We start from the raw sequence: 17,856 nt of genomic DNA, 5'->3' as shown, positions 1-17,856 counted from the left end.
AGTTGTATTTTAAAAATTTAGGTATTGTAAATCTAATTGGGTTTGGTTGAATTGTAAAATAGTATCTAAATAATCCACCTGAATGGTTGTAGCATTTTCTAAACTTTGGATGTATTGGAAGAAATCAATCTCACCATGTTTATAACTATTATTCCCTACTTTTATAATCTCATCCGATAATTTTTTTCCATACATATTGTAATAATTTATGGCTTCTTGATGTTTGGCTAATTCATTCTTTTTTTGAGTAATGTACTTTTCTATTTTTACTTCCTCGTTTTGCTTTTGTTGTTCCCAACTTTGTAATTCAAGTTGTGCAACTTTACTTTTAGCAACTTGTCCCGAGAATAAAATCGGTACTGCTAAACCAACTTGAAAACCATACAACGATTGTGATAAACCGTTATTTCTTCCTTGAAAATAATCCAAGTTAATATCTGGTAACCAATGCTGTTTTTGCAGCTCTATCTGGTTTTTATAATTTGTGGTAACACTTTCTAAATAAGCAGTATAAAATGATTTACTTGTTGCATCAATAAAAGTATTTAAAGGTGTAATTGAATTGCTTTTTATTGCGATAATTTCATCGGTTTGAAGCGAGGATTGCAGCAGCTCGTATTGTGCTTTTTTGTCATTCTCAATTTGCGAAAGCTTAGTTCTAATTTGTCTGAATTTAGCTTGAGCCGTAATTTTTTCCAGATAGTTGGTTTCTCCTAATTCAAAACGTCTGTCGCTTGCTTTAGAGAAATTTTGGTACAAACTATCTAAATATTGATATAGTTTTTCTTGATGTTGCAAATAAACAATATGCTGATACGATTTAGAAACAGCCAATGAAAGTTTATTTTTTTGAATATCAAAATTGGCTTTTTCTCTTTCATATTCAGAAAAAAATACTTTTTTCTGAGCTCCGTAAACCGTTGGAAAAGAAAAACGTTGCTGTACACCAAATACTCGTAAAGGCTCGTTATTCAGTGCCAAATTATTTTGATCGTAACTGTAATAAATATTGGTTTTATCAAAAGTATTTGCCGTTTTGATATTGGCTTTTGTTTTATCCACTTGCAATTGAGCCGCTTTAATTCCTTTATTATTTTGAATTGCTTTCGACAATAAACTATCCAATTCCGGATTAGCATTTTGTGAAAAAGCCAACGAAGAACTCAACAATAACAAAATGATATAAGTTGAACTTTGATGTTTCTTAAACTTCGCTTTTTTGAAGGATTGACTATCAAAAACCTTATATAAAATAGGTAGCACAATCATCGTCAAGATAGTAGCCGTAAACAATCCGCCAATGACTACCGTTGCTAATGGTCGTTGCACTTCTGCCCCAGCCGAAGATGAAATTGCCATGGGTAAAAATCCTAATGCGGCAGCCGAAGCGGTTAATAAAACCGGACGTAATCTATCGGTAGTTCCTTTCAAAATTAATGCATCAATATCTTTCATGCCTTGGTGTTTGAGTTCTTTAAAATGTTCGATTAGGACAATTCCGTTTAATACTGCAATTCCGAAAAGTGCGATGAAACCAACGCCTGCCGAAATACTGAACGGCAAATCACGCATCCATAAAAATAGAACTCCACCAACTGCTGATAAAGGAATCGCTGAATAGACCATTAACGCTTCTTTTACGGAGCCAAACGCAAAATACAAAAGGATAAAAATCAAAAATAATGCGATAGGAACTGCAATCATCAATCGGGCTTTGGCGCTTTGTAAATTTTCAAATTGTCCGCCATATTTCACGTAATAACCAGCTGGCAATTTAACTTGATTGTCCACAATTTTCTGAATATCGGTCACTACACTTTGTAAATCACGATTCCGAACGTTGATTCCCACTACAATTCTTCTATTAGTATTGTCTCGAGAAATTTTTGCGGGACCTTCAGTATATTCGATAGAAGCCAATTCACTCAACGGAATTTGTTCTCCGTTTGGCGTTGGAACATATAAATTACGTAAATCTTCAATGTCATGGCGGTTTGCTTGATCCAAACGAATTACCATATCAAAACGTTTCTCGCCTTCAAAAACATTTCCAACGGTTTTTCCGGCAAAGCCCAGCGCAATCATTTCGTTCAAATCAGCAATATTCAAACCGTAACGAGCAATTTTTGAACGATCATAAACGACTGACATTTGTGGTAAACCTTCTGTTTTCTCGATAATAATATCCGAAGCGCCTTCTACTTTTGCAATAGCATTTTTGATTTCATGCGCTTTCTGTGCCAAAATATTTAAGTCTTCACCAAAAACTTTAACTGCCACATCAGATCTTGTTCCAGAAATTAATTCGTTAAAACGCATTTCTATCGGCTGCGTAAATTCGATTTCCATATTCGGGATTTGTTTTTCCAATGCTGCTTTTATTTTATCTGCCAATTCATCTTTGGAAGAAGCAGAAGTCCAATCTGATTTGGGTTTCAATTTTACAATAATATCACTTTCTTCCATAGACATTGGGTCTGTAGGCACTTCTGCAGCTCCAATTCGGCTGACAACTTGTGTGACTTCCGGGAAGTTATTGAGGATTATTTTTTCTATTTTGGTCGTTATCGCTATTGTTTTTGTCAAAGATGTTCCTGTTTTTAAAACCGGCTGAATCACAAAATCACCTTCATCAAGCGTAGGAATAAATTCTCCTCCCATAGTTGCAAATAATCCCACGGCTAGCAATAATAATCCTAATGCGCCATACATTACTTTTTTAGTATTGCTTACCGCCCATGTAATAATGGGCAAATACCAGGAATTCAGTTTATGGATTAATTTACTGGACAGTGAATTTGGATTTTCTTCTTTTGGTTTTAAAAACAAAGAAGAAACGACTGGAACATAGGTAAAGCAGAAAATCATTGCGCCTAATAAAGCAAAACTAAAGGTCATTGCCATTGGTTTGAACATTTTACCTTCAATTCCGGATAAGGATAGAATTGGAATAAAAACAATCAGAATAATCAATTGTCCAAAAATAGCCGAATTCATCATTTTGGAAGCACTTTTATAAGTGATTTGATCAATTTCTAACTGGCGTTCTTCCTTGCTGAGATTTACTAAATGAGCTGATTTACTGGCGATTTGGAAAGCTATGAACTCAACAATAATTACAGCACCATCGATGATAATTCCAAAATCTATCGCTCCCAGACTCATTAAATTGGCATCGATACCAAAAATATTCATAAACGAAATGGCGAATAATAAACACAACGGAATCACAGAAGCCACGACCAATCCGGAACGCCAGTTTCCTAATAACAAAATGACAACAAAAATTACGATTAAACACCCTAAAATCAAGTTTTCGGCAACTGTAAAAGTTGTTTTTCCTACTAACTCGCTTCGTTCCAAAAATCCATTAATGTAAACACCATCAGGTAATGATTTTTGGATTTCGGCAACTCTATTCTTAACATCATCAATTACCTGTTTAGAATTTCCACCTTTGAGCATCATCACTTGTCCCAAGACTTTTTCGCCTTCGCCATTACCTGTAATTGCACCAAAACGGTTGGCATGACCAAAACGAACTTGTGCTACATTCTTGATATAAACGGGCAATCCATTAGCATTTGCAACAACAATATTCCCAATATCTTCCAGCGAATTTACTTTTCCTTCGCCTCTGATAAAATAACTTTGGTTCACTTTTTCGATGTAAGCGCCACCGGCAATACTATTGTTTTTTTCCAGCGCTGTAAAAACATCAGCTGTTGTAATATTCATCGCTTTCAAACGTGAGGGACTAATCGCGATTTCGTATTGTTTTAAAAAACCACCCCAAGTATTAATTTCTACAACACCTTTTATTCCCGATAATTGACGTTTTACCACCCAATCCTGTATGGTTCGTAAATCAGTAACGGAATAATTATTCTTAAATTCTGGTTTTACTTCTAAAGTATATTGATAAATTTCTCCAAGTCCTGTAGTGATTGGACCCATTTCAGGTGTTCCAAAACCTTGCGGAATTTTCTCTGAAGCCGTTTTGATTTTCTCCGCAATAAGTTGCCTTGGAAGATAGGTACCCAAATTTTCATCAAAAACAATCGTGACAACGGAAAGCCCAAACTTAGATATAGAACGAATTTCTTTGACACCGGGCAAATTGGCCATTTCAATCTCAACCGGATAGGTTATAAATTGTTCAATATCTTGTGTAGAAAGGTTACGAGAAGTGGTAATTACCTGAACTTGGTTGTTCGTCACATCAGGAACTGCTCCAATGGATATTTGGAAAACAGAAAACAAACCAAATCCGAAAACCCCTAAAGTAAAGAGTAAGACAATCAGTTTATTTTTTAAGCTAAAGGCAATAATTTTTTCGAGCATTTTTATCTTATTTATACTTCAAAAGTAAAGTTTAAAGATAAGGATTTCCTTAAGAACTACTTAAGGTCTGCTTCAAATAAACTTAAAATTACAGTGGTTCCATTATTTTCTTTACTGCTAATTGTAATTTCAATATTGAGTAAAGAACACAATCTTTTTACGATAGACAATCCTAAACCTGTTCCTTTTATTTCTGGATGATTAGTGGATTTTGAGCGGTAAAACTGATTGAATATTTTTTCTAAGTCCTCAGCAGGGATTCCAATTCCAGAATCAGTGATCTGACATTGAATTTTAGAATCCATAGTTTTTATGGTAACTTCCAGATTCCCGTTTTGATTTGAATATTTTAATGCATTCGATATCAAATTATTAATCACTATCGAAAATAAATAATTATCAGTTTCTAAGTAATAATCCTGAGCAAATTCAGTAGAAACAGTGATCTTTTTGGATTGAATTACAGTAGAATATCTAGCAATAGTATCTAAAAATAAAGCGTTCAGATACACTTTTTCCGTTTTTAAGGTTTGCTTTTGGTTTTCAAATCGAGCCAATAAAAGCAATTGATCCACTAAATGATTCAGTCGATTCACTTCTGTAACACAAAAATTAATTTTTTCTTGATATTCTGCGTGATCTCTAGGTTTCCGAATTAAAACTTCCAAAGTTCCTTTGATTACAGTTAGTGGTGTTCTTAATTCATGCGAAGCATCGGAAGTGAACTGCTTTTCTCGTTCAACAGCAGTTTCTATTCGGTCTAATAAATTGTTTATAGTTTGAGATAAAACAAACAATTCGTCACGGTTTTGCGGTAACGGAATTCGGGAAGTAAGATTGTCTTTGGTAATAATATTTGAAGTTGTGATAATGGAACTAATAGGTTTTATACTCCTTCCGGCGAAAAATCGAGCAATAAAAAACAACAATATCAGAATTACAGGATAGGCAATTATCAATACTTCGGATAAATTATTAAGTACCATTGTTGCATCTTCAAGCGACATGGCAATTATGATGTAGCCAATAATTTTTGTTTTTTGATAAATAGGAACTTGAATTTGTCGGATAGCGTTATCCGCTAATTTGGTGTCAAAAAGTTTATTTTCTGCATTTTCTTTATCAAAAATTAAAGTAGATTTTTTAAGATTGGGCGATTTTTCAATCACATTTCTATTTTGATCTACAAACTGAATAAATACCGGATTTACGTCTAGCGTATTGTGTTCCCGTTCCTTCCATTCTTCCTCGTGAATCAAATAAAAACTATCACCAACAATTACAATTTCATTGAGATGTTTATCAACTTCACTCGTAATATCGTTGTTAACATGACTGTAAACACTGAATTTAACAATAGAATAAATGATAAAGAAAACCACAAAAATCAATAAAGCTGTGGTAACAATATAGTTAGAAGCAATTCTATTTTTAAAGGAAAGTTGTTGCATTTTTATTTAATCGTTAGCAATATACCCTACACCACGAACGGTTTTTATGTAGTCTTGTTCAATTTTTAAATTCAATTTTTTGCGGATTGCATTCATAAAAACATCAATAACGCCGGTATCATATTCAAAATGTATGTCCCAAACATCCTCAATAATCTGAGTTCTGGTACACACTTTTCCTTTGTTTTTCACCAAATACGTCAATAGTTCAAATTCACGCTGTGTCAATGCCACTTCATTTTCATTTACTAAAACACGGTGTTGTGGAATATCAATTTTGATTGTACCAAGGGTCAGAATTTCATCTTCAATTTGGTTTCTGAAATGAATTTTGATGCGTTCTACCAATTCATCAAAACTAAAAGGTTTCTTGATGTAGTCATTGGCACCCGCTTTCAATCCTTCAATTGTTTCTTGAACGGTATCTTTTGCTGTCAGAAAAATGATTGGAGTCGTAGTGTTTTTTAATCGAATGGATTTACAAAGTTCTAATCCAGTCATTTTTGGCAACATCCAATCCAATAAAATCAGATCAAAATTTTCCTTTTGGGACAACTCAAATCCTTTCAAACCATCCGAAGCACTGCTAATTGTATAGCCTTCCTCCTCTAATCCTTGTTGCAGAAATTGAACAATTCCGGCTTCGTCTTCTACAATTAATATGTGCATTTTTATCTTTTTGTAAATTTAGGTTTTATTGCATTACAAATTTGAAAGCAATGGTAGCAATGTTAGCATTCAGATTATCACTTCGTTTGTAATGATTGAATCTAAAATCAATATTTTTCAGACCAAATTTCCAAATTTTTCCCGCAGTAAAAATATCGGTGTAATTTACACCAAAACCGTATTGATTTGCATCAAATGTAGCTAAATCAGCATCTGAAGTGTAGAATTTTTCCGTTGACAAATGGGTTTCGTAAGGGGCATAATATTTAGAAGCAGTTTGTGTATAATAACGATACATTGGAAAAACAGTAAATTTATCCGATAATTTCACAGGAAGTTCAAAACTGGCGGTATGCGATTGAATGTCCCAGTTATCAGAATAAAAACGATAATAGGTTCGCAATATAAATCGCTCATTGATGTAATAATTCAAACGTGCTCCAACAGGAAGTTTAAAACGAGAATCCGGTAATCTTTCGATATCATCCGCTAATTTGTAGACTCCAGCATTACTTGTACTTTCATAATTGCTGATATATTCCGGTTGTCCAATGTAAAAATTCGCTTTATCAGCAAAATAAATACGGTGATAAGGAGACGACAATAATCCTTGTTGCTGCAATACATCAAAGAAAACAGAAACTTGTAATTTCTTGGTTAAAACCTGAGAAAAACCTACAGAAGCTGAGAACGAATTTCGATTAACCGCATTTACTGTTTGAAACGCAGACGGCAAATAATTGGTTGTCGAAACTCCGTTTTGATCCAAAACCGAAACTCCGCTAAAGTAGCCTTGATTTAAAAAATTAGAACCATATTTTGAATATTCGTGCAGTTCAGTAGGATAAATAGGTCTCCATTGGTCCAAATACGCATTTACTTTCAAGCTCAATTCCGTATTTTTTTCATTAAAAAGACTTGCGATTCCTCCGCCAAAACCAACAGAAGTATAATCGTATTCATTTGAAAAAGAAACATCTGTGTTCCAAATAAAATTCCTGGAATCACTGCTGTGACTATAATTGGCAACAACAGAAACCAGCTGATCACTTTTTGAAGCACCCGAAGAAGCTTGCCAAGGCGTTCCGTAAGGTCCGGTAGCCGCCGCTTTACTTCCTGCTATTCTATCATCGTCACCGTCTTCGCCACCACCAGAAGCTCCCGTGGAATTAAATGGATTTATATTACTGGAAGATGCTGATGAATAGGCGGATATTCCTAAATCAATAGTCAAAACATCATCATCATTCAAGGGCATTGCCACGACAATATTGGAGGCAACATCAGTCAGTTTCTCCGAACCAATTCCACCTGAAACGGCTGATTTTGATCCGTCTTGATTGTAATAACTGGCTAAAAAGTCAACTTCCGTACTTTCTAACACTCTTTTTTTGAAAACCGGTTCTTTGCTGTTTTCTTGAGAAAAAGCAGTTGCCGTAATTAGGAAAAAAAGAGATAAAATTTTTATTTTCATTTTCTAATGGATTGAAATTTACAATCTGAATTGATGCTTTAAATTAATTGCAACCGCAACCACCACCAGACTTTCCGCCATTGGCGCCTGCAGCAGCTTCACGATATACTTGAAAAGACGTTTCATACCGTTCCGCCGTTCGTGCGGAAAGCTTCATATCAGGATCATTTATTTTCTCTTTTTCGTATTCTTTTACGGAACTGCACGATTGTAAAATCAAAAGTGTAAAAAACACAAAGGCTATTTTTTCTTTCATAATTGTATTTTTTAATTAATTATATTTTTTGATATCAATTCCTTTCGATGAATGAATTTTGCCTTTATCATCAACAATAATGCATTCAAGTCCTTTAATTTGATTTACTAAATCCAAGCCTACTTCTACTCCAAGGACAAAAATTCCTGTTGCCATGGCATCAGCGATTTCTGTTTGTTTGGCAAAAACAGAGACACTGACCACACCTTTTGCCGGATAACCCGTTCTAGGATCAATAATATGTGAATAACGGATTCCATCAAAAATCACATATTTTTCATAACTGCCAGAAGTTTCCACCGCGCTGTCTTCTATTGGGAAAGTGGCGAAAATTTTATTCTTATTCAAAGGGTTTACAATTCCTACAGTCCAAGGTTTCCCATCCGGTTGTTTTCCCCAAGCATTAATATCGCCAGAAACATTTATAATTCCTGAAATACAGCCTTTCGCGTACAATAAATTTTTCACTTTATCAGCAATATATCCTTGTCCAATACCGCCCAAACCTAACTTCATTCCTTCTAATTTTAGAAAAATACTACGTTCTTTTGGATTTAGAATAATGTTTTTATATCCAATTTTTGCTACTGATTTCTTTATAGCTTCTTCAGTTGGCATCACTTTCATCGAACCATCAAACTTCCATATTTTATCCATCGAAGCATAAGAAATATCAAAGGCACCATTGGTAATTTGGGAAATTTTTATCGCTCTATCGACCAATTCAAAAACTTCGGTGTCAACTTTTACGGGTTTTATTCCAGCATTGCGATTGATTTCGGATATTTGTGTGGTTGGAATCCAATCTGAAATTAAATTTTCAATTCGTTTTACTTCGGCTACAGCCAAATCAATATATTCGTTGGCTTTTATAATGTCTTTTGCAACAGCAGTAACCTCAAAAGGACTTCCTAACATAAACAACTTTCTCTTGTGCGTAATTTGAGAAGTTGCTAATACCGTTGTAAATAAAAAAACTATTAAGAGTATTTTTTTCATTATTTCTCAAAGGAATGAATGATTTGTAAGTATTCTTGCGGAGTTACATTTTTGTAACCAGTGATTCCTAATACACTTCCTGATTGATTCAAAAGCAACACTAAAGGAAAATTTCCTGATTTGTTGTATTGCTCAGCTAATTTTTTATTGCTGGCCGTTAGCTCTGCTGATAATAAATTTGCTTTCTTTTTAGGAAAATCAGCTTTGTATATGACCCATTTCTGTTCTGCTTCTTTTTTAAAATCCTCTGATTTCCAAATGGTATTTTCTAATTTGATGCAAGGCGCACACCAGTCTGATCCTGAAAAAACAAGAAGAATATTTTTGTTTTCTTTATTGGCTTGCATTTTTGCTTGTTCAAAATTTGCTTCCCAATTTTGAGAGTAGCCTAAAGTTCCTATGAAAAGAAACAAAATCATAATATTTTTTTTCATTGCAATAATGTTTTACATTTTGAAGTAAAATTATTCATTTTATACCAAATCAAACCTCTTGTTTCCTGATTTTAAGCTAATATTAATTTTGATAAAATATTAAGCAATTCTTAAAAAATAACAACAAAAAATATGCATACTTTTGATTTTAAATTTATCATTATGAAATTGTTAAAAAAAGTCTCTCCATTCTATTACTTATTACTGTTTTACATTAGTGTAAGTTTTATTGTAAGATTTATTCTTTTCTTTCATCCAATAACCCAAACTTCATTTATCTGGATTGATACGCTGTCCTTATTTATTTTAGGGTTAATTTCTGATATTTTTATTTTTGTTTTAGTTAGTGGATTTTTATGGCTGTATCTTATTTTTATATCCAATGCAAAATATTATAAGCCCTACGGATATCTAATTTTTGGATTGTTGATTGCCTTATTGCTTTACGTTGCATTTGGAAACACAATACTCAACGAATATGGAAGTGCTTTACCCAAAATTGTAATCGCTTTCCTGTCCATAAAAACGATATTATTTGTATTGTTACTTTTCTTACAAAAATATAGAAACCAAATCAGGTTTTGGTTGTTCTCTTTTGTCATTTTCCTTTACGTGGTTTTAATTCTGCAAAACGCAATCAGCGAGTACTTTTTCTGGAACGAATTCGGGGTGAGATATAATTTCATCGCAGTAAATTATTTGGTTTACACCAATGAAGTGGTTGGAAATATCATGGAATCCTATCCTGTTATTCCGTTGTTTTCAGCGCTGTTTATTATTGCAGGACTTGTTACCTATTTCATTGTAAAAAAATCAAAAAACTATATTGAAAACATTCCTGCTTTTGTGCAAAAAATCCAAATTTCAGGAGTTTACCTCCTTCTTTTCGGATTATCATTATTGGCAATTCCTGCTTTATCCGCCAAAGAAAATTCCCAAAATATATTTGCCAATGAATTGCAAGCAAACGGACTGTATAAGTTTTACATGGCATTTATGAAAAGTGAATTGGATTATTTTAAATTCTATAAAACAGTTCCCAATAATGAAGCTTTTGCTCAATTAAAACAACAAATTTCTTCCATTTCAGGAGAAACGACTTTAAGAGAAATAAAAAATGAAGCTGCCGAAAATCATAAAAATGTCATTCTGATAACTATCGAAAGTTACAGCGCAGAATTTATGAAAATGTATGGAAATGAAGGGAATATCACTCCGTTTTTAGACAGTTTAGCAAACAAAAGTTTAGTTTTTACCAATCTTTATGCCGTAGGAAACAGGACGGTTCGCGGTCTTGAAGCCGTTACTTTGTGTTTTCCTCCTACAGCCGGCGAAAGTGTGGTAAAACGAGAAGATAATAAAAATAAATTTTCTACCGGAAGCATCTTTAAGCAAAAAGGCTATGCTGTAAAATTCATGTATGGTGGCGATTCCTTTTTTGATAATATGGGAGATTTCTTTTCAGGAAATGGTTATGAAATTGTAGACAAAAAAACATTTGAACCCAACGAAATCACTTTTGCTAATATTTGGGGCGTTTGCGATGAGGATATGTACAACAAAGCCATCAAGGAGATGAACAAAGAAGCAGCGGCAAATAAGCCGTTTTTCAATCATATTATGACCGTAAGCAATCACAGACCATTTACCTATCCAAATGGAAAAATTGACATTCCAGGTGATGCAAAATCTCGTGATGGCGGTGTAAAATACACGGATTATGCAATGAAAAAATTCTTTGAAATGGCAAAAAAGCAGCCTTGGTTTGCCAATACTGTTTTTGTTATTCTAGCCGATCATTGTGCTTCGAGTGCAGGAAAAACAGAACTTCCGGCAGATAAATACAGGATTCCGGCAATGATTTACAGCCCTGGTTTTATTGAACCCAGAAAATACAATAATTTGATGTCGCAAATTGATGTAATGCCAACCGCTTTTGGATTATTGAATTTTGATTACCAAAGTAAATTCTTTGGACAGGATGTTTTAAAACCAGATTACAAACCCAGAGCTTTAATTGCTACTTATCAGGATTTAGGATTGATTAAAGACAATATTTTAACGATTATTTCTCCTAAGCAAACCGTAAAACAGTTTCAATTGACTTTGAAACCCAATCAAAAAGCAGCTTCTGATTTTCAAATATTTTATGATCAAATACCGTTGAAAAAAGAAAGAACGGATTTAGTAAACGAAACGATTTCCTACTATCAAACAGCCTCGGATATGTTGAAGAAAAAGAAATATCAAAAAATTAATTAGCATAAAAAAACGGGTGAAATTGAAGTTTCACCCGTTTTTTAATTGGAAATATATCGTTACTCTTTTTCGTTTGACAAACCAAAAAGATTCCCTTTTTCAAAAGTTTTCAAATCCTTTTTTAAAGTTTTATTGTTACGTTTTGTAAGTTCGGCAGCATCAAGACCACTTAAATCGGGTTTACCGGCATTAACCCATGCAGTGTACCAAAAACTTGCCGTAACTGTAATGGCTTTTCTCATTTGTTGTTGAACCATTCCGTTCATATCAGCATGCAATTGTTTGGCATACTCATCAGAATACATGGTTCCTCCGTATTTATTTTTTACAATTACTCCACTAGCATCAGTCACAAATATTTTATTTTCAGGTGTCGCAGTTCTCAATTTTTTATCTATCGCTAACAGAGGTTCTACTAAACTATGCGTGTCAAAAATCATGTCCCATGTTGCTTTTTCTACATTTTCAAGATAAACGCCTTGAGGTACGTTGAACTTATAATCCTTTGCAAACAATTCCGGCAAACGGCTTTCCCATAAAGAGTGAATTCCTTTTTGGTTGGTATTTTGCCCGTCGTGATTATCAGATGTGTGCAATGGCATGTGACCATCAGCAATATAATGTCCTAAATCACCTGCAATAAATAATATTTCATTTTTCCTTTTTTCCTTAAATGCTTTGGTAAGTTTCACCATTAAATCTTGAATATGCCAAGGTAAAATTCCGTTTTTGGTCAAGAATTTTTCGTCGTATTTTAGCTTCGCTTCGTCCATAGTCTTAGGAAATGTAGCCTCATCTCCAAAGTTTTCCATATCAAAATAATGACGTGGTGGTTCCATTTTATCATTCAAAACATTTCTTCTTAAATCCGGAACGGTAGATTCCTGAGTTATAAAATCAATATGATTGTAAAAGAAAGTCTGCAATGGTTTTGGAAGTGCCATTACTGCCGCTCTGTTGATTCGTTCATGACCAATAACTCCCCATGACAAAAGAAAAAGTGCAACTCCTAGAGCAGATAAAGTGATTAGTGTAGGTCTAATTTTAAAATTTTTCATTAAATTTATTTTTTTGAAGTACAAATGTATTTCTTTAAATCGTTATTAGAAAAAATTGGGTTTAAGATTCTGTTAATTAAAAAAAGAAAACAACAAATATGTTTCGACATCAAGGAAAAAACAGAACTTTTATTCACAATCTTCGTTTAGCCACTTTATTATCTTTTGTTGCCGGAATCGTAAATGTTACCGGAGTTTTATCGATACAAACGTTGACAACAAATGTTACGGGACATTTCGCCTATTTTGCCGAAGAAATCATGAAACGAGATTATGCAGCCGCAATCACCTTTTTTGTATTCACTATTTTCTTTTTGTTGGGCGCTTTTACCTCTAATTTTTTAGCAGAATTGATTTCGAAAAAACATCCCAATTTATCTCATGTCATTCCTATTTCGTTGGAGATGATTATTCTAATTGCTGTTGGAGTTTTTGGAATCGCCTCTGAATTATCCAGTATTGAAGGGAAATGGATTGCTTTTGCAATGCTTTTCGCGATGGGAATACAAAATTCTTTGGTGACTAAAATTTCTCAATCTACTGTCCGAACAACCCATTTAACAGGACTTTTTACCGATTTAGGAATCGAATTGTCTCAATTATTTTTCTATAAAAAACCAGAAGAAAAGAAAAAATTAAAAACCAGTATTTATCTAAGATTATCCATAATTATTTTCTTTTTTATCGGTTGTATTTCAGGTGGTTTTCTTTATAATTTATTGGAAATGAAAACCCTTTTTGTTGCGGCAACATTTTTATTGTTTGCCCTTTTGTATGATTATCTCCGATTGCAATTTCATGTGATTAAACGAAAAACCTTTCATCATAAAACTATTTTAGATAAATAATCGAGACTAAAGTTGCAATTGCAATAAATGTCCAGAGCAAGATTCCCTGCGCAAGTGGTTTTAATCCCACTGATTTCAAGACATTCCTATTTAGTCCGGCACCAATCAGAAACATAGTTATTGTTAAACCTATCTTGGCAACTGAAACAAAATGTGGTCCTATAATATCCATTTCTGGCAAATAGGTATTGGCAATCATCGCTAAAACAAACAATCCGATAAAATAGGGGATTTTTATATTTCCTGATTTATTTTTGAAAATAAATGCCGTAATCAATGCTACAGGAATAATCCATAACGCACGGGCTAATTTTACTGTTGTGGCTATTTGCAAGGCTTCGGGGCCAAATTTACTCGCTGCTCCTACCACAGAACTCGTGTCATGAATAGCAATGGCGCACCATAATCCGAACTCTTTTTGTGTTAAATCCAACCAATGACCCACGGCCGGAAATAAAAACAGCGCTACCGAATTCAGAATAAATATCACTCCCAAAGCAACTGAGGTTTGCTTTTCATTGGATTTAATTACTGGAGCAATCGCAGCAATGGCACTTCCTCCACAAATTGCAGTTCCACAAGAAATTAAATGCGATGTCTCCTTATCTGTTTTAAACCATTTCCCCAGAAAAGTTCCTAAAATTAAAGTACTCACAATAGAAATAATCGTAAACAAAAGACCTTCTTTTCCTGCAGAAACCGCACTATGAACATTCATTCCAAATCCTAAACCAACTACTGAAAACTGCAATAGATAATTAGTAGCTTTATGATTCAATTCTAAAAAAGGATGCCCAAAAAGATTGGCGACAATCAGTCCTAATACTAAAGCAATTGGCGGAGAAACAAAAATTGTGGTACAAAACAATAGCAATGCAGCGAAAATGAGCTGCTGCAACTTGGCATTTACTTTAAAAAAAATAAAAGATTCTTTTTGATGCGTTTCCAATGTAAAGTTGTTGAATTATTACAGTACAAAGGTGGAGAGATAAAACTATTAATACCAATCGTAAATTATAATCCGCTATAACTTTAGATTATAGTGATTCGAAATGTTTTGGATAAACAAATCCGATAGTGAATCAGTTTTTCCTTGTAAAGTAATAATATAAAAGTACCGTTCAATAACTAAGTCTTTAATATCTAATATAGCCAATTCATTGTTTTGAAGTTCTTTTTTTATCGCATGAATGGATATAAAAGCCACGCAATCAGAGTTTATCAAATAGGATTTTATACTTTCGGTACTTCCTAATTGCATTTCAATTTGAAGTTCCGATAATTTAATGTCAAATGGTTTCAACGCATGTTCAATAACTTCAAGTGTTCCTGAACCTTGTTCCCTCATTAAAAAATGCATCTTTTTAAGATCTTCCTGAGTCACTTCATCAAGACTTACTAACGAATTGGAACTCTTACAAACTAAAACCAATTCATCTTTTAAAAACTCAGAATATTTAATGGATTTATTTTTTGATTGTCCTTCAACAATTCCTATTTCAATTTCCTGGTTTAGTAAAGCATTTTCTATTTGTTCGGTATTTCCATTGAGTAAACTCACTTTTACATCTTGTAATTTTTGATGGAAACGAGCTAAAAGTGGCGGAATTATATACTGAGAAATAGTTGTACTGGCGCCTAATCGCAACAATCCAGAACGTTGATTAATAAGCGTGCTCATATCAAAATCGATCTCTCGATATAGTTCGAAAATGTTTTTAGTATGTTTTAATAACACTTCACCTGCAGGTGTCAATCCTATTTTAGAACCATTCCTGTCAAACAATTTGATTTTATACTGCTCTTCTAATTCCTGAATATGTTTTGAAATCGCAGGTTGCGTAATGAATAATTCCGTTGCGGCTTTGGTAAAACTTAAACGATTTGCAACGGTATAAAATACTTTCAGTCTAAAATCCATGTTGTTTAATTGTTTTACAGTAATCCGTTGTATTTTCGAACAAACCATTCAGTTGCGAGCAAAATTGAAATTAAAACCAATAACCAAATCCAATCAATTAAAGGAGTTTTAGTAATAATGTTCTTCTCTATCGCTTTGTATTCCTCATTTTCTAAAAACGTTTTAATCAACACATCAACTTGGTCTGGGAAAAAAACTTTTCCTTGTGTCTGCGTCGCTAATTGTGTCAATTTCTCAACATCGGGATTAACGAATTGCTTTTCTATATCAAAATCAAGAATTTCAAAACTACTGGAATAAGTCGTTTTAGAATTCAATTCTTTTACTGTAAACGCATAAGAACCCGCTTTCAATCCGTCAAGATTGACTTTATAGGAATTATTTCCTTTTAATAAATCGTAATTTTTCGTTTGCTTGGTTTTTGTATTTGTTACCGCAATTGTCAAACGGGCTTTTTCATCAAACTCATAATTTTTATTAAAAAATTGAGCGGTTATTTCAATAGCTTCACCTGAATTATAGAAACTTTCATGTTCAACCACCAGTGATTTTTTAGAATTATTAGAAGCCAAAAATTGAATAATCTTATCGATGAAAACATCATATTTTTCAAAGGATTGATTGTTGACATGGGTTTGCAAACGCCATTTCCAACTGTTTTCTCCTAAAAGATAAGCGGCTCGTTTCCCCTGATTTTCGGCAAAAGCCAACAAAGGCGCATTCGTATCTATAGTTCTGATTTTGGACGAAAGCAAAACAGACACCGCACCTTTTGCAGTTATGGTTCCAAAAGCATTTTGCAAAGGCGGTAAATTTTCAAACCCGATATTATCCGTTGCAAATAAATTAAACTGCTCATTAAAAAACGACAAATAATCTTCTTTTTGTCCGCTCATTTTAAAGTTCAAATTATCCTGTTGCTGATTCAGAAAATTAAAATCGGTGTTGTTTCCAGTTATGATAAACGTATTAATTCCGGCAGCTTTATTATTCTCAAAAATAGTTTTAAACTCGGTTGTTGGTTGATATAAAATCAAAACATTATAATCTTGCAATAATTTGATTTCATTTGGTTTAACAATCGTTACTTTACGCTGTACATTCGATTCAATTGCTCTTTTCAATGCCCCTAAATCAGGATGATTTATAGCTGATACAATAGCAATATTTGTTTTTTGATCAATGACTTCAACCGCAAAATTCTTAGTATTATTATACGTGTTTTTTTCTTTTTCTTTTGATAAAATTGTAGCTTTAAAAATCTGTAATCCTATTTTATCAGCCGGTAAAAGTATGTTTACAGTTGCTGTTTTCTTGGAAGGAGAAAAAGTAATCGATTGTCTACTAAATACCGAATTTCCTTGCGAAATTACAAAATCAGCTGTTACACTTTTGGTTCCTAAATACTGTAAAAAAGCTTCTATAGGAAATTTATTCTTATGAAAAGCGTATTTATTAACGTTCAGTTGATTGATTTTGAAATCTAAAAAAGTCGTTGTATCGCCTACAATCACTGGATACACTTTATTTACAGAATCAAAACTGTAGACATAATCATTACCCGAAGTTTGGTTTCCATCCGTAATTAAAACCGTTGGATACGTTGTATTTTTATAAATACTTTTTAGATTTTTGGCTACAACATCAATATTCGTTTGAGTTCCTTTAAAATCAAATGCTTCTGTGGGTTCAAAGTCATCAGAGAACTGATACGATTGCACATCAAATTTCTCTTGTAAATCAGAGTTTGATTGTATTTTTTTATACAATTCTAATACTTTTTCATTGGCATTCAAAAAAGAAATAGAACTCGAATTATCAACAACAATCGGCAAAGGTGTTTTAACTGTTTCGAGCGTATTTTTAGTTACTATTGGATTAATCAACAACAATAAAATTCCAAAAATGGATAAAAAACGTAAAAAAGCCAAAAACCAACCGACTTTCGATTTGTTTTTGGCTTTGTAGATATAGTGAAAAAACGACAAACCACTAGCTATTAGTAAAGAAAGCAGTAATAATAGTAGCGTGTTTGTTGTCATTTATTCTTTATTAAAAGATTGAAGGATTTAATGATTAAAAAATTAATTACACAATTCAAAAATCTTTAAATCTTTGAATTTTACAATCTTTCAATTAAATT

General features: G+C 33.1%; 13 protein-coding genes. 2 read left to right on the top strand and 11 right to left on the bottom strand.

Features of this window, described 5'->3' with window-relative positions; genetic code table 11:
* Nucleotides 1-9: 9 nt before the first annotated feature.
* From BMX64_RS07815 to BMX64_RS07785, 7 genes are read right to left on the bottom strand one after another with little or no spacing between them, the layout of a single operon-like run.
* Complete coding sequence (locus tag BMX64_RS07815; protein ID WP_091169684.1) at nucleotides 10-4,344, bottom strand: CusA/CzcA family heavy metal efflux RND transporter; 4,335 nt, start codon at nucleotides 4,342-4,344, stop codon at nucleotides 10-12.
* Between the two features lie 56 nt (nucleotides 4,345-4,400).
* Nucleotides 4,401-5,795, bottom strand: coding sequence for a HAMP domain-containing sensor histidine kinase (locus BMX64_RS07810; RefSeq protein ID WP_091169680.1), 1,395 nt, complete (start codon nucleotides 5,793-5,795; stop codon nucleotides 4,401-4,403).
* Nucleotides 5,796-5,801: 6 nt separating this feature from the next.
* Nucleotides 5,802-6,464, bottom strand: a complete 663-nt coding sequence (locus BMX64_RS07805; protein ID WP_091169676.1) for a response regulator transcription factor — start codon at nucleotides 6,462-6,464, stop codon at nucleotides 5,802-5,804.
* A gap of 25 nt (nucleotides 6,465-6,489) precedes the next feature.
* Entirely contained in the window at nucleotides 6,490-7,938 is a 1,449-nt protein-coding gene (locus BMX64_RS07800; protein WP_091169672.1) for a DUF3570 domain-containing protein, read from the bottom strand.
* 43 nt (nucleotides 7,939-7,981) lie between these two features.
* On the bottom strand, nucleotides 7,982-8,194 hold the full coding sequence (locus BMX64_RS07795; RefSeq protein WP_206531523.1) for a DUF4266 domain-containing protein: 213 nt from the start codon (nucleotides 8,192-8,194) through the stop codon (nucleotides 7,982-7,984).
* Between the two features lie 15 nt (nucleotides 8,195-8,209).
* Nucleotides 8,210-9,193, bottom strand: a complete 984-nt coding sequence (locus tag BMX64_RS07790) for an FAD:protein FMN transferase (RefSeq protein ID WP_091169669.1) — start codon at nucleotides 9,191-9,193, stop codon at nucleotides 8,210-8,212.
* Complete coding sequence (locus tag BMX64_RS07785; protein ID WP_091169666.1) at nucleotides 9,193-9,627, bottom strand: thioredoxin family protein; 435 nt, start codon at nucleotides 9,625-9,627, stop codon at nucleotides 9,193-9,195. The genes BMX64_RS07790 and BMX64_RS07785 overlap by 1 nt, the downstream gene beginning before the upstream one ends.
* A gap of 162 nt (nucleotides 9,628-9,789) precedes the next feature.
* Between BMX64_RS07785 and BMX64_RS07780 the strand changes: the two genes are divergently transcribed.
* On the top strand, nucleotides 9,790-11,889 hold the full coding sequence (locus BMX64_RS07780) for an LTA synthase family protein (protein WP_091169663.1): 2,100 nt from the start codon (nucleotides 9,790-9,792) through the stop codon (nucleotides 11,887-11,889).
* A 56-nt stretch (nucleotides 11,890-11,945) separates the two neighbouring features.
* Here the strand turns inward: BMX64_RS07780 and BMX64_RS07775 are convergent, their stop codons facing one another.
* Nucleotides 11,946-12,944, bottom strand: a complete 999-nt coding sequence (locus BMX64_RS07775; protein WP_091169659.1) for a zinc dependent phospholipase C family protein — start codon at nucleotides 12,942-12,944, stop codon at nucleotides 11,946-11,948.
* Between the two features lie 98 nt (nucleotides 12,945-13,042).
* Here BMX64_RS07775 and BMX64_RS07770 point away from each other — a divergent pair, with 98 nt between their 5' ends.
* Nucleotides 13,043-13,792 (top strand): YoaK family protein, encoded by a 750-nt coding sequence (locus BMX64_RS07770; protein ID WP_091169655.1) that lies wholly within the window; start codon nucleotides 13,043-13,045, stop codon nucleotides 13,790-13,792.
* Here the strand turns inward: BMX64_RS07770 and BMX64_RS07765 are convergent.
* The 3 genes from BMX64_RS07765 to BMX64_RS07755 all read right to left on the bottom strand — a co-directional run bounded on the left by BMX64_RS07765 (nucleotide 13,776) and on the right by BMX64_RS07755 (nucleotide 17,755).
* Nucleotides 13,776-14,741, bottom strand: a complete 966-nt coding sequence (locus BMX64_RS07765) for a YeiH family protein (protein ID WP_091169651.1) — start codon at nucleotides 14,739-14,741, stop codon at nucleotides 13,776-13,778. The genes BMX64_RS07770 and BMX64_RS07765 overlap by 17 nt on opposite strands.
* Before the next feature lie 75 nt (nucleotides 14,742-14,816).
* Nucleotides 14,817-15,713, bottom strand: a complete 897-nt coding sequence (locus tag BMX64_RS07760; protein ID WP_091170167.1) for a LysR substrate-binding domain-containing protein — start codon at nucleotides 15,711-15,713, stop codon at nucleotides 14,817-14,819.
* 14 nt (nucleotides 15,714-15,727) lie between these two features.
* A complete protein-coding gene (locus BMX64_RS07755) occupies nucleotides 15,728-17,755 on the bottom strand; it encodes a hypothetical protein (protein WP_091169646.1) in 2,028 nt (675 codons plus the stop codon).
* Nucleotides 17,756-17,856 lie beyond the last annotated feature (101 nt).

Source organism: Flavobacterium sinopsychrotolerans, assembly GCF_900110375.1.
GTDB lineage: Bacteria > Bacteroidota > Bacteroidia > Flavobacteriales > Flavobacteriaceae > Flavobacterium > Flavobacterium sinopsychrotolerans.
This window is presented reverse-complemented; position numbering and strand designations above follow the sequence as displayed.

Excerpts from the sequence above, each read along its gene's own strand:
- BMX64_RS07815 (WP_091169684.1), bottom strand. The coding sequence starts at position 4,344 with ATGCTCGAAAAAATTATTGCCTTTAGCTTAAAAAATAAACTGATTGTC.
- BMX64_RS07810 (WP_091169680.1), bottom strand. The coding sequence starts at position 5,795 with ATGCAACAACTTTCCTTTAAAAATAGAATTGCTTCTAACTATATTGTT.
- BMX64_RS07805 (WP_091169676.1), bottom strand. The coding sequence starts at position 6,464 with ATGCACATATTAATTGTAGAAGACGAAGCCGGAATTGTTCAATTTCTG.
- BMX64_RS07800 (WP_091169672.1), bottom strand. The coding sequence starts at position 7,938 with ATGAAAATAAAAATTTTATCTCTTTTTTTCCTAATTACGGCAACTGCT.
- BMX64_RS07795 (WP_206531523.1), bottom strand. The coding sequence starts at position 8,194 with ATGAAAGAAAAAATAGCCTTTGTGTTTTTTACACTTTTGATTTTACAA.
- BMX64_RS07790 (WP_091169669.1), bottom strand. The coding sequence starts at position 9,193 with ATGAAAAAAATACTCTTAATAGTTTTTTTATTTACAACGGTATTAGCA.
- BMX64_RS07785 (WP_091169666.1), bottom strand. The coding sequence starts at position 9,627 with ATGAAAAAAAATATTATGATTTTGTTTCTTTTCATAGGAACTTTAGGC.
- BMX64_RS07780 (WP_091169663.1), top strand. The coding sequence starts at position 9,790 with ATGAAATTGTTAAAAAAAGTCTCTCCATTCTATTACTTATTACTGTTT.
- BMX64_RS07775 (WP_091169659.1), bottom strand. The coding sequence starts at position 12,944 with ATGAAAAATTTTAAAATTAGACCTACACTAATCACTTTATCTGCTCTA.
- BMX64_RS07770 (WP_091169655.1), top strand. The coding sequence starts at position 13,043 with ATGTTTCGACATCAAGGAAAAAACAGAACTTTTATTCACAATCTTCGT.
- BMX64_RS07760 (WP_091170167.1), bottom strand. The coding sequence starts at position 15,713 with ATGGATTTTAGACTGAAAGTATTTTATACCGTTGCAAATCGTTTAAGT.
- BMX64_RS07755 (WP_091169646.1), bottom strand. The coding sequence starts at position 17,755 with ATGACAACAAACACGCTACTATTATTACTGCTTTCTTTACTAATAGCT.